The 13,075-nt window shown below is 44.9% G+C and carries 11 protein-coding genes; 5 read left to right on the plus strand and 6 right to left on the minus strand.

The window, feature by feature from the left end; translation table 11 throughout:
- The first annotated feature begins 1 nt into the window (after nt 1).
- Entirely contained in the window at nt 2–1,168 is a 1,167-nt protein-coding gene (locus AAHH42_RS12490) for a glutathionylspermidine synthase family protein (protein WP_072550277.1), read from the plus strand.
- Here AAHH42_RS12490 and ribB read toward each other — a convergent pair.
- On the minus strand, nt 1,154–1,846 hold the full coding sequence (gene ribB / locus AAHH42_RS12495) for a 3,4-dihydroxy-2-butanone-4-phosphate synthase (protein WP_072550276.1): 693 nt from the start codon (nt 1,844–1,846) through the stop codon (nt 1,154–1,156). The genes AAHH42_RS12490 and ribB overlap by 15 nt on opposite strands.
- 367 nt (nt 1,847–2,213) lie before the next feature.
- On the opposite strand from ribB, the gene ubiK reads away from it, so the two are divergent.
- Both ubiK and AAHH42_RS12505 read left to right on the plus strand, forming a co-directional pair.
- Nucleotides 2,214–2,462, plus strand: a complete 249-nt coding sequence (gene ubiK / locus AAHH42_RS12500; RefSeq protein WP_072550275.1) for a ubiquinone biosynthesis accessory factor UbiK — start codon at nt 2,214–2,216, stop codon at nt 2,460–2,462.
- A 112-nt stretch (nt 2,463–2,574) separates the two neighbouring features.
- On the plus strand, nt 2,575–3,609 hold the full coding sequence (locus AAHH42_RS12505) for a hypothetical protein (protein WP_342221276.1): 1,035 nt from the start codon (nt 2,575–2,577) through the stop codon (nt 3,607–3,609).
- A gap of 210 nt (nt 3,610–3,819) precedes the next feature.
- Here AAHH42_RS12505 and ruvA read toward each other — a convergent pair whose 3' ends face one another.
- The 4 genes from ruvA to aspS all read right to left on the minus strand — a co-directional run bounded on the left by ruvA (nt 3,820) and on the right by aspS (nt 7,571).
- Nucleotides 3,820–4,434 carry a Holliday junction branch migration protein RuvA gene (ruvA, locus tag AAHH42_RS12510; RefSeq protein WP_072550273.1) on the minus strand — a complete coding sequence of 205 codons (615 nt, stop codon included), beginning with the start codon at nt 4,432–4,434 and terminating at the stop codon, nt 3,820–3,822.
- 11 nt (nt 4,435–4,445) lie between these two features.
- Complete coding sequence (gene ruvC, locus AAHH42_RS12515; RefSeq protein ID WP_072550272.1) at nt 4,446–4,937, minus strand: crossover junction endodeoxyribonuclease RuvC; 492 nt, start codon at nt 4,935–4,937, stop codon at nt 4,446–4,448.
- Nucleotides 4,938–4,975: 38 nt separating this feature from the next.
- A complete protein-coding gene (locus AAHH42_RS12520) occupies nt 4,976–5,719 on the minus strand; it encodes a YebC/PmpR family DNA-binding transcriptional regulator (RefSeq protein WP_342221277.1) in 744 nt (247 codons plus the stop codon).
- Nucleotides 5,720–5,780: 61 nt separating this feature from the next.
- On the minus strand, nt 5,781–7,571 hold the full coding sequence (gene aspS, locus AAHH42_RS12525; protein ID WP_342221278.1) for an aspartate--tRNA ligase: 1,791 nt from the start codon (nt 7,569–7,571) through the stop codon (nt 5,781–5,783).
- A gap of 369 nt (nt 7,572–7,940) precedes the next feature.
- On the opposite strand from aspS, the gene AAHH42_RS12530 reads away from it, so the two are divergent.
- Both AAHH42_RS12530 and purL read left to right on the plus strand, forming a co-directional pair.
- Nucleotides 7,941–8,336, plus strand: a complete 396-nt coding sequence (locus AAHH42_RS12530) for an MAPEG family protein (RefSeq protein WP_072550269.1) — start codon at nt 7,941–7,943, stop codon at nt 8,334–8,336.
- A 220-nt stretch (nt 8,337–8,556) separates the two neighbouring features.
- Nucleotides 8,557–12,447: a phosphoribosylformylglycinamidine synthase gene (gene purL, locus AAHH42_RS12535; RefSeq protein ID WP_342221279.1), complete on the plus strand. Its 3,891-nt coding sequence runs from the start codon at nt 8,557–8,559 to the stop codon at nt 12,445–12,447.
- A gap of 121 nt (nt 12,448–12,568) precedes the next feature.
- Here purL and AAHH42_RS12540 read toward each other — a convergent pair whose 3' ends face one another.
- On the minus strand, nt 12,569–13,030 hold the full coding sequence (locus AAHH42_RS12540) for a hypothetical protein (protein WP_342221280.1): 462 nt from the start codon (nt 13,028–13,030) through the stop codon (nt 12,569–12,571).
- Nucleotides 13,031–13,075 lie beyond the last annotated feature (45 nt).

Consider the following 13,075-nt stretch of genomic DNA (forward strand, 5'->3'; position numbering starts at 1 on the left):
AATGAAACGTGTAACTATTAATGAACGCCCTGACTGGCGTGACAAAGCCACTGAGTTCGGTTTTCATTTTCACACTATAAATAATGAGCCTTACTGGTGTGAAGAAGCCTACTATGAGTTTACCCTTGCTCAGATTGAAGAGTTGGAAGAAACCACTGCTGAACTGCATCAAATGTGCCTAAAGGTGGTGGAAAAAGTAGTCAATAATGAAGAATTATTGACTAGATTTAGTATCCCGCCACACTGCTGGGATTTTGTTCGATCTTCATGGAAAACGTGCCAGCCTTCGCTCTATTCACGTCTCGATCTGGCCTATGACGGCAAAAATCCGGCCAAGTTGTTAGAAAACAACGCAGATACCCCCACTTCATTATATGAAACCGCCTTTTTCCAATGGATATGGTTGCAAGACCAGATAAACGCCGGCCATCTGCCTCAACGTGCGGATCAATATAATAGTTTGCAAGAAAAACTGATTGAGCGTTTTGCTGAGCTACGGGAAAGCCACGGATTTAATTTATTACATGTGGCCTGTTGCCAGGATACGACAGAAGACCGCGCTACAGTACAGTATTTGCAAGATTGCGCCTTGGACGCTGAGCTGCCCAGTGAGTTTTTATTTATCGACGAAATCGGACTAGGCGAAAAAGGACAATTTACCGATCTACACAACCAAGTCATCAGCAATTTTTTCAAGCTTTATCCGTGGGAATTTATGTTCCGTGAAATGTTTTCCACCAAACTCGAGGATGCTGGCGTACGTTGGCTCGAACCGGCCTGGAAGAGTATCCTTGCTAATAAAGCACTGCTACCATTGTTGTGGGAAATGTTTCCTGGTCATTCCAATTTACTCCCAGCTTACTTCGCTCAAGATAAGAATCAGCCGTTGACTCACTACGTCACTAAGCCTCTGTTCTCACGTGAAGGCGCTAATATCCAAATAACCGAAAACGGTCAAAGAATAGCTCAAACGGAGGGGCCTTATGGTGCAGAAGGCATGATCGTGCAACAGTTCCACCCATTACCTCGCTTTGGTGACAGTTACACCTTAATTGGTAGTTGGTTAATAAATGATCAGCCCTGTGGCATTGGTGTACGTGAAGATCGGCAGTTAATTACACAGGATTCATCCCGTTTTTATCCACATATTATCCTAGATCCTATGTGAAATCGTCATGAGTGATGCCGCCATCGGATTGTCCGGCGGCTCGCCTCGCTGTCGATAGCATACTAAATCTTCGATCGTGAGCACCGGCATCTTATGTTGTTTAGCAAATGTAACCACTTCTGGCATGCGTGCCATACTGCCATCATCGTTAGTGAGTTCACACAGCACCGCAGCAGGCTTTAACCCTGCCAATTGAGCCAGATCGATAGCCGCTTCAGTATGCCCACGTCGGGAAAGCACGCCGTTTGTTTCTGCACGCAGCGGGAAGACGTGACCGGGGCGATTTAAATCAGCAGGTTTTGCGTTATCAGCAATAGCTGAAAGGATAGTCGTAAGTCGATCTGTTGCCGAAACCCCTGTTGTCACACCTTTTGCCGCTTCAATACTCACGGTAAACGCAGTTTTAAACTGGCTAGAATTTTTATTGACCATCATTGGTAATTCAAGTTGACAACGACGATCTTCAGTAATACACAGACAGACAATACCGCTACCGTGACGGATAGTTAACGCCATTTGCTCTACGGTCATTGTTTCTGCCGCGAAGATCATATCGCCTTCATTTTCACGGTTTTCATCATCCAGTACCATGACACCAAGACCATTACGTAAAGCACAGAGTGCACGCTTTACGCGTTCTATAGGGGGGCCAAATTCAGAGCACAGTGTCTGATCCACGGTAAAAAACCTCAATAAAATAAGCTTTCACAGACTTCCACAAGGGAATGAATTACTATCCTGATCCTCGTACATACTGATCTGAGAATGAGATTCGGAACTATATCGTTAATCATTCATACAGGCAATCCACAAAATAGACCCACGGTGAAACCTACTTGTTGTGTGTTACTGTGAGCTCTATTGAATTGAATGACACTACCAAAAGGTTTATCCAAAGTGGATCAGGCATTACACTTATAGCATCTTGACCACAGATCTCATTATGCCTCTTTCAAAATCTGCTGTGTGACGTGGATCCTACATTGTATCCTAGGCTTCAAGTCGCTTTGGGTTTTCGAAAGAGCTTGAATTACTGGAGAATATTATGATAGATGCGAAAAAGATTGAAGAAATCGCTCGCCAGGTGCATGAATCACTGCCTTATGGCGTACGCGAGTTCGGGGATAACGTTGAAAAAAAAATCCGTCAGATACTGCAAACACAGCTCACCCGTCTCGATTTGGTTAATCGAGAGGAATTTGACGTACAAACTCAGGTTTTATCACGTATCCGAGAGAAACTTGTAACTTTGGAGCAGCGGCTGGATGAGTTAGAAGCAAAATCTAGCCTATGAATGCGAGTTATGAATTTTCGATGAGGTGGCACCTCGAAACATGACCACTACAGCGGCTTCGCCCTATCGATTGTGGCCTCAGGTTTTTTCATAAATGTGATAGAGGTGCTCTATGTGTTCGCCTCCAGTTAGCAATGAAAATTTAATATCCGGCAATTATGCGGCTCCCTCTGGTAGAAGACGGAAAAAATTTGAATTTGTACGGCATCGAAGCACGAACGATTGTATTGCTAACATCGATGACGGGCGCTATCCATCTTTGGAAAAGGATTACGTTTTAAGGGATAGCGTTAGATCCGCTTTTATTCAAGCGGATGTCTTTTACAATAAGGCAAATCGGCGTGATGTTCCAACAAGCAATTCTCCCAATGGCATAGATACTATTCAAACTGTACGTAAATGGGTACGTAGAAAAGCCGCCGATATGTCAGACGATCTACGACAAGAATTTGATGATGCTTGTAAAAATAATAATTGGGTCATCATACAAAGAATTTATGGTGAATTAGTTGTGAAAGCCTATGAAAATCATCAAACCGATCAGGATAATCTTTCTGCTGGAAACTTAGCTTCAATTTCAACAAAAGTAGAAGCAAGCGCCACAACCCACGAGAGTGAATATAAAGAGGGGATCCCAACTTATTGTGGAGAGATCTCTTATTTAGTTTACACCTTGTTATGTAGACAAGGTGTAAATCCGGAGATAATGCGAGTGATCTGTTTTACAGAAAATAACCCAGATAATCCTGATTTCGCTAATAATCACGCCCTAATTATCTACTCTTCAGACCCGAATCTATTCACAAATATGGAATTTTACTGTGGTATTAATGAAGGCACCCCTAATTCATATTCTCTTTTTATCGATTTTTGCGCTGAAATAAATGAAAAAAAAGAAATATTTCTGATTCTTGACCCTTGGAGTAAGGATAATAAAATTATTGATCCACTGATAAAAGATGAGGTTTTTGATGTTATTAAAAATAATTTTCCAGATGAAGACGAGAAGACAATAAAAAAAAGATTCTTAAAGCAAATTATAGACGGTATATTAGTCGAATCCGAGGTATTGGCTGAAAGTTATGATGAATCTAATTTTAGCACTCGTCAGGGAGCATCCGTTCATATTGATGTCCCTATGTCTTGACACGGCGAGCAACAAAGATTCCGAACAGGTTCTAATAGAAGCTCAGACAAAAGCGATAGTAGCATATACCCTTCGTCTTTCAAGTTACGGCGGCGTTGGCTGCTCGCACTTATCCCAGTCATGTACTACCTGTACACTCCTGGGATTCGATTGATTGCCGCCTTGCCGTAACTCGAAACTCATTGGGTATAGAAAGCATTCATGCTGGACCTATAAGGCGGAGCGTAAAGCGTCACGTATTAATGTTTCACAATCCACCCCTGTTTTGGCAATTTTGTTGACCAATCGACTGGCTTCCTGCGGTTTATAACCTAGAGTCACTAACGCTGATACGGCCTCAGCTTCAATATCTGCATCTGATACTTTCGCCGGCTCGGCTAGCGATGGAATATCACCACGGTTACTAAACAGATCACCATGTAAGCTTTTAAAGCGATCTTTCATTTCGACTACTAAACGCTCTGCTGTTTTTTTACCTACCCCTGGGAGTCTGATCAAGGTGGTGATTTCTTCCTTCTCTACTGCGCCGACAAATTGATGTGCCGACATGCCAGATAAAATCCCCAGCGCTAATTTGGGCCCAACACCATTGACTTTAATTAATTCACGAAAGAGGGCGCGTTCCTGTTTATCATTAAAACCATAGAGTAGCTGTGAATCTTCACGTACCACGAATTGGGTAAAGATAATCGCTTCTTGCCCCAAATCGGGTAGCTGACAGAAACACGTCATAGGTAACTGGATTTCATAGCCAACACCCTGAACTTCCAACAACATTAACGGCGGCTGTTTTTCTAAAATGATACCCCGAAGACGCCCTATCATGTTAACTCTCTTTAAGATGAGGTTGGATTAAAATGGCAGTAAGTGATGGCTACTGCTAAGGCATCGGCGGCATCTGCCTGAGGATTGGCAGGCAGTTTCAATAAAGAACGTACCATATGCTGCACTTGGCTCTTATCTGCCGAACCCGTACCAACCACTGTTTGTTTAATCTGCCGGGCAGCATATTCGAACACCGGTAAATTCTGATTTACGGCTGCGACTATAGCCACTCCCCGTGCTTGACCGAGTTTCAATGCAGAAGCCGCATTTTTTGCCATAAAGACTTGTTCGATAGCAAAAAAATTCGGCTGCTGCTGGGTAATAATTTCAGTGACACCCGCATAAATCAACTTTAATCGGCTGGGTAAATCATCTAGCTGTGTGCCCTCTACCTGTGTACGAATGCACCCACTGCCCAGATAACTCAAGCGGTTTCCCTGCTGACGAACAACACCATAACCTGTGATACGAGAGCCGGGATCGATACCCAAAATAATTGCCATGACCAGTATTCACCTTTAGCATCAATTGCAGAGGCCAATTATAATGTGGCAGCAATTTCATCGGAAATTTCACCATTGTGATAAACCTCTTGCACATCGTCTGATTCTTCCAGCATATCGATCAAACGTAGCAGTATCGGTGCAGTTTCTGCATCCAAATCCACTTTAGTTGAGGGGATAAAGGATACTTCAGCCATCTGTGCTTTTAAGCCAGACTCATCCAATGCATCCTTTACTGCATCGAAATCCTCCGGCGTGGTAAGCACATCGATAGTACCATCGTCATAAACCGTTATATCATCAGCGCCTGCCCTTATCGCCAGTTCCATCATCGTTCCTTCATCCAGACCGGGTGCATAAGAGATTACCCCTTTTTTGCTAAATAAATAGGCTACCGAACCATCGGTACCTAAATTACCGCCGGTTTTAGTGAAAGCATGCCGTACTTCAGACACCGTACGGTTACGATTATCACTTAGGCACTCAACCATCACTGCGGCACCACCAAGGGCATATCCCTCATAGATGATGGTTTCCATGTGATTATTTTCATCGTCACCGACACCACGGGCAATCGCACGATTCAACGTATCACGCGTCATGTTATTCGATAACGCTTTATCGATGGCAGCCCTCAGACGCGGATTTGCCGCCGGATCGCCGCCACCCAACTTGGCAGCGGTCACTAACTCACGGATAATCTTAGTGAAAATTTTTCCACGTTTGGCATCCTGCGCGGCTTTGCGGTGTTTGGTGTTTGCCCATTTGCTATGACCTGCCATAAAAATCTCCAAAAATCATTTTTCTAGATCCCAATATTGCTCGTCGATGACTCCAGGGCGTTTACGGTTCATTCGGCTTTTTTTCCGCGTTTTCCATTATCAACGTGCTGATCGACAGTTCTTGCAATGAGGCAGGGTTAGCGAAACCAGGTGCTTCTGTTAGCAAACAGGCGGCAGCAGTGGTTTTTGGAAAGGCGATCACATCACGGATATTATCGCTATCTGTCAACAACATCACTAAACGATCCAGGCCAAAAGCCAAACCTGCATGTGGCGGCGTCCCGTATTTCAGCGCATCGAGTAAAAAACCAAATTTTTCGCGTTGTTCCTGTTGATTGATGCCGAGAATAGAAAATACTTGTTGTTGCATTTCGCTATGGTGGATACGTACTGATCCGCCGCCAACTTCATAACCATTAATCACCATATCATAGGCGTTGGCGATAGCGGCGACTGGGTTTGCTGCCAGTTCAGTTTGTGTCATTTCTTTGGGTGCGGTAAAGGGGTGATGCATGGCGCTCATGCCCCCCATTTTGTTGTCTTCAAACAAGGGAAAATCAATTACCCACAAGGGAGCCCAGCTATCCTGTTTGATTAATTTCCTGTTAATTGCCAGTTTTACACGCAGTGTCCCCATTGCATCGCTAACAATTTTAAAATTATCTGCAGCAAAAAATAAGATATCGCCATTCTCAGCCTTAGTACGTTCCAGAATATTTTTCAATACATCGGTATTCAGAAATTTGGCAATCGGGCCTTGCACGCCGTTTAACCCAGCTTCGCGGTCATTCACCTTTAGCCAAGCTAAGCCTTTAGCACCCTGTTGTTTAATAATTTCAGTGTATTCATCAATTTGTTTACGAGTGATTTGTGTCCCATCTTTAACACGTATCGCGACTACTCGTCCTGCTGCATCATTGGCAGGATCGGCAAAAACTTTACATTCGACTGAGGTGACTAAGTCAGCGATATCGACTAGCTCCAATGGATTACGCAAATCCGGTTTGTCGGAACCAAAACGGCGTATAGCTTCAGAAAAAGTAATGATGGGAAAGGTGCCGAGATCGACCCCTTTGATTTCTTTCCACAGTTTGCAGATCAGTTCTTCCATCAGATGACGCAGCTGTTCAGCACTCATAAAGGAGGTTTCAACGTCGATTTGGGTAAATTCAGGCTGACGATCGGCACGCAAATCTTCATCACGGAAACATTTCACAATTTGATAGTAACGGTCGAAACCTGACATCATCAGCAACTGTTTAAACAACTGTGGTGATTGTGGCAGAGCATAGAATTTGCCTTTACTCACTCGACTCGGCACCAGATAATCACGGGCGCCTTCTGGTGTGGCTTTGGTGAGCATTGGGGTTTCAATGTCGAGGAAATCATGACTATCCATAAAATGGCGCACAAAACGAGTAATTTTAGCGCGTGTTTTTATCCGCAGTGCCATTTCTGGACGCCGCAAATCCAGATAGCGATATTTTAAACGAGGCTCTTCATTATTAATCTGCTTATTATCTAGTGGTGGGGGTTCGCTACGGTTGATAATATTGAGTGTCTCGGCGAGTACCTCAATTTCACCGGTCAGCATCTTTTTATTTATTTGTTCACCGATGCGTGCCCGCACAGTACCTGTTACCTGAATGCAGAATTCATTACGCAATAACAATGCCTGTGCAAAAGCGAGGGGTTGACCCTGATCGAAAAATATCTGGACAATGCCTTCTCGATCGCGCATATCAATAAAAATAGAACTACCGAGGTCACGGCGACGATTAACCCAGCCACACAAAGTGACTTCTTGATTGACATGGGACAAATTTAACTGCCCACAATATTCAGTACGCATACCCTACCCTTTAAACTATCCTTCAACGAGGTTGCCGGAAACTGTTGCGCTTATTTTTGCCATTTAAAAAACAAATATGTCCTAGTCTAGCTAAGGTATGAAATCAAGAACAGCTTTTATTATCCTGTATTTTGGTGAGTGTTTATGCAGATGATGCAAAGTTTTGAGAGTCTGTTTAGAATTGTTGTGAGCAAAGCGCCGGGGAGGATATAAGGCACAGTTTTCTACCTGATTTGTGTTAAAATTTTTCTTGCTGTTAGAGTATATGAAATGAAAACCCACCGAGACAAATTAGGCTTTGGTTTGCACGGTAGGGATCTTTGCCCTTTAAAGCAAGGAGGATGTTGAAATTGGGCTATGGAGTCTAAAATGGTTAGCTCGTTTTATGTTGTTTTGGGCGCAATATTGCTGCTCAAGCTCTCGTTAGATGTAGTAAAACTCAGAAATCAATACCGGGTAACCTATGGTGATGGCGGTTTTTCTGAATTGCAAACCGCCATTGCTGTTTATAGCGGCGCTGTGGAATATGTCCCTATCGCACTTATTTTACTCATAATACTTGAGATGAACGGCGCAGAAACCTGGATAATTCATCTTTGTGGGCTAATATTAATCGTGGAGCGTTTATTACACTTTTATCACCTGCGCTATCACGATATCCGTTGGCAGGGTTCTGCCATCAACACGGCTTACATTTCTCTTATGCTCATGATCATCGGCAATATCTACTATATGCCCTGGAGTCAGCTCTTTAGTTTATACTGATGACATTTTTTTGTTTCTAGTCTGAGGTGCTACCCACAGTCCATTGTATGCCACATTTCTTCAGCTCTCTAGTTGGCGCCAAATCAGTATTTGTCGTGTGAAGTCAAGCCTGTCATCAAGAATAAAGAGGCAGACGGTTCCGTCGCTGTTGGGGATTCACTATAATAGCGCGCGTTAACATGCTACTCCCTTTGCTTCATCGATGAGAGAAACTTTGCTTATGGAAATACTGCGCGGTTCACCCGCCTTGTCAGCTTTTAGGATCACTAAACTGCTGTCCCGCTGTCAGGATGTACAATTACCGGTACGTGATATCTACGCTGAATATGTGCATTTTGTCAATCTCAGTGCGCCGCTGAATGCTGAGGAAAACGTTAAATTACAACATTTACTCAAATATGGGGCTGTTTCACCTGAATGTACAGTGGCGGGAGTTTTACGGTTGGTAACGCCTCGTCCTGGCACTATTTCTCCTTGGTCCTCTAAAGCCAGCGACATTGCGCATAATTGTGGTTTATCCAAGGTGCTACGTCTGGAACGTGGTGTCGCTTTCTACATTCAGAGTGGCGAGCTGACATCTGCCCAATGGCAACAGCTAGAGGCGATGCTGCATGATCGGATGATGGAAACGGTATTTAGCGACTTGGCACAGGCAGAACAACTTTTCTCTCATCATCCTCCCAGGATGCTACAGCGGGTCGATATCGCAGGGCAAGGGCGAAAAGCATTAGAGCAGGCGAACAGCCAATTAGGTTTGTCACTTGCAACGGAAGAAATAGACTATCTGCTGGCATCTTTCAAGACTCTCGGACGCAATCCAACAGACGTTGAACTTTATATGTTTGCCCAAGCCAATTCGGAACATTGTCGCCATAAAATCTTCAACGCAGATTGGCGGATTGATGGGATTGACCAGCCATATTCTCTGTTTGACATGATTAAAAATACGTTTAAACAAACGCCAGATTATGTGTTGTCTGCCTATACAGATAATGCAGCGGTGATGCAAGGCTCTCGGGTTGGGCGTTTTTTCGCGGCACCACAGAACGGGATCTATGATTATCATCAGGAGGAAACACCTATCCTGATGAAAGTAGAAACTCACAATCATCCAACGGCAATCTCACCTTGGCCAGGAGCAGCAACAGGCTCTGGTGGTGAAATCCGCGACGAAGGCGCCACTGGACGCGGCGCTAAACCCAAGGCTGGATTGGTCGGTTTCTCGGTTTCTAATTTGCGTATTCCGAATTTTGAACAACCTTGGGAAGAAAATTTTGGTAAACCTGATCGTATCGTGAGCGCGCTTGAGATTATCACCGATGCGCCTCTTGGTGCTGCTGCCTTTAACAATGAATTTGGTCGACCCGCGTTGCTCGGTTATTTTCGTACCTACGAAGAACGTGTTAATAGCCATAACGGTAGTGAGCTACGTGGTTATCATAAACCGATTATGCTCGCAGGCGGCATGGGCAATATTCGTGCCGATCATGTAGAAAAAAGTGAAATTACTCTGGGCGCGAAGCTGATCGTCCTTGGCGGCGCAGCAATGAATATCGGCTTAGGGGGTGGCGCGGCCTCTTCGATGGCTTCCGGTCAATCAAATGCTGATCTCGATTTTGCTTCGGTACAGCGAGGTAATCCAGAGATGGAACGTCGCTGTCAGGAAGTGATCGATCGTTGTTGGCAGCTAGGTGATCGCAATCCTATTTTGTTTATTCATGATGTGGGGGCGGGTGGCCTGTCAAATGCGATGCCAGAACTGATCAATGATGGCGGTTGTGGTGGGCGCTTTGAGTTGCGGGATATCCTAAATGATGAACCTGGCATGAGTCCATTGGAAATTTGGTGTAATGAGTCGCAGGAGCGCTATGTATTGGCGGTTGCACCAGAACAGATAGCGTTATTTGATGAAATTTGTCGTCGTGAACGCGCACCTTATGCGGTTATCGGTGAAGCGACTGAAGAAAAAAATTTGCTGGTGAACGATCGTGACTTCGACAATCAACCGATCACGATGCCATTAAATATTTTATTGGGTAAAACACCCAAAATGCTGCGGGATGTCACGCGATTGCAAGCACAGGGTGAGCCATTACAACGTGCGCAGATCGATATCGCTGATGCGGTAAAACGGATTCTACATTTACCGGCGGTAGCCGAAAAAACGTTTTTGATTACCATCGGTGATCGTACGGTCACGGGTATGGTGACACGTGATCAGATGGTGGGTCCCTGGCAAATTCCAGTAGCCAATTGTGCTGTTACCAGCGCGAGCCTGGATAGCTATCAGGGTGAAGCCATGTCTATCGGTGAACGTGCCCCCGTGGCTTTGTTGGATTTCGCCGCTTCGGCGCGTCTTGCCGTTGGAGAGGCATTAACCAATATTGCCGCCAGCCAGATTGGTGATTTAAAGCGCATTAAACTTTCGGCTAACTGGATGTCTGCCGCAGGGCATCCGGGGGAGGATGCCGGATTATATGCCGCAGTACGCGCTCTCGGTGAAGAGCTTTGTCCCGCTCTGGGGCTGACCATTCCAGTAGGAAAAGATTCGCTTGCGATGAAGACTGGCTGGCAAGAAGGCAACGAGCAGCGTGAAATGACATCACCCTTGTCATTGGTGATCACCGCTTTTTCCCGAGTGGAAGATGTTCGCCGTACCATCACACCACAGCTACAGATTGATCACTGTGAAAATGCGTTATTGTTGATCGATTTAGGGGCAGGATACAACGCATTAGGGGCGACTGCACTAGCACAAGTTTACCGTCAATTAGCGGATAAACCTGCTGATGTGCGCAATGTGTCACAGCTGGCAGCTTTTTTTAAAGCCATACAGATGTTGATCACCGATCAGCGCTTACTGGCCTATCATGATCGATCCGATGGTGGTTTATTAGTGACCTTGGCGGAGATGGCATTTGCCGGTCATTGTGGTATCGATGTAGACATTCAGTCGTTGGGTAAGGATCACCTTGCAGCCTTATTCAATGAAGAATTAGGTGCAGTGATCCAGGTACGTGCTGATCAGCGTGAAACGGTAGAACAATGGCTGGCTGATCTGGGTTTGGCAAACGCTGTGCACTATTTAGGAAAGGCGATAACAGGTGACAGTTTTATCATCCGTCATGGTGATGAAATCTTATATCAAGAGAGTCGAGCGAAGTTGCGTTGCTGGTGGGCGGAAACTACCTGGCAAATGCAGCGGTTGCGTGATAACCCACATTGTGCGGATCAAGAACATCAAGCCAAACAAGATGAAACGGATCCGGGTCTTAACGTTAAACTGAGTTTTGATCCCAGCGAGGATATTGCGGCACCTTATATTGCTCAACAAATACGCCCCAAAGTGGCGGTATTGCGTGAACAGGGCGTGAATTCTCAGGTTGAAATGGCTGCTGCCTTTCATCGTGCAGGTTTTGATGCTGTCGATGTGCATATGAGTGATTTATTGAGCGGCAGAATAAATTTGAACGCTTTTCAAACGTTGGTCGCTTGTGGGGGATTTTCTTACGGTGATGTTTTAGGTGCCGGTGAGGGTTGGGCTAAATCCATTTTGTTTAATAACCGGGTACGTGATGAGTTTGCCGCTTTTTTCCAACGTCCACATACTTTGGCATTGGGTGTGTGTAACGGTTGTCAGATGATGTCCCATTTGCGTGAGTTGATCCCCGGTACGGAGCATTGGCCGAATTTTAGACGTAATCTGTCCGAACGTTTTGAAGCGCGTTTTAGCCTGGTTGAAGTGGCTGTCAGCCCCTGCTTATTTACACAGGATATGGCAGGTTCACGTATACCTATTGCCGTTTCACACGGCGAAGGACGGCTAGAAGTGCAAAATGTGGTGCAGCTAACAATGTTACAGCAACAGAATCAGGTGGTCATGCGCTTTGTCGACAACTTCGGCCAGGTCACTGAACGCTATCCTGCTAATCCAAATGGTTCCGCACAAGGTATTACCGCAGTAACCAGCAGTAGCGGTCGGGCGACAGCCATGATGCCTCATCCAGAACGAGTTTTCCGCACTGTTAGCAACTCCTGGCATCCGCCAGAGTGGGGTGAAGATGGTGCGTGGATGCGGATGTTCCGTCATGCACGTAAGCAACTCGGTTAGTGTTATTTGCTTGCTGATCGTACAAGCCACCAGGTTGACGCTGGTGGCTGTGGTTGGACTACGTTCAACATGACGAGATCTCTAAACTAAGGTTATTCTATGGTTTTAATTTTACTTAATATCAGTGGGGGGTGGTATCAGTTGTTGTGACATCAGTTTCATGGGAGAAAGTGACTGGAAAATTCTCTAATCTCTCTTGACGTGTGGTACTCAACACTCTGACAACCAGTTTATAATCGCTAGGAGCAGGATCTTGAACTCGTAACTTAATCTCCTTATTTTTTAAGAACTTCTCGTCCTCATCATCTACACCCTCCTTCCAGCGTAAATTGAAGTTAGTGGTTATATTACGGGCTAAGTCCTGGTTATTGTTATCACATAAATGCGTCATTATCAGCAAAAATGGACGTGGTTCTCCCACTTCCAGATCATATTTTATCTTGACTTGAGCATCCTGAATAACGTAGTTGGTTGCGATATTTCTTAGTGTATAATCAGGGGCTTCTACATCAGATATAGGAAAGGTACAAGGATTAAGAAACTCACTTTCTTCCGAAGCCATAAGTGGGGCGCTGACCAACATGATACATGCTATAACGATATGATATATATTCATATTTATCCTCAT

Origin of the sequence: Candidatus Fukatsuia endosymbiont of Tuberolachnus salignus (assembly GCF_964030845.1) — a bacterium.
In the GTDB taxonomy this organism is placed as follows: domain Bacteria; phylum Pseudomonadota; class Gammaproteobacteria; order Enterobacterales; family Enterobacteriaceae; genus Fukatsuia; species Fukatsuia symbiotica.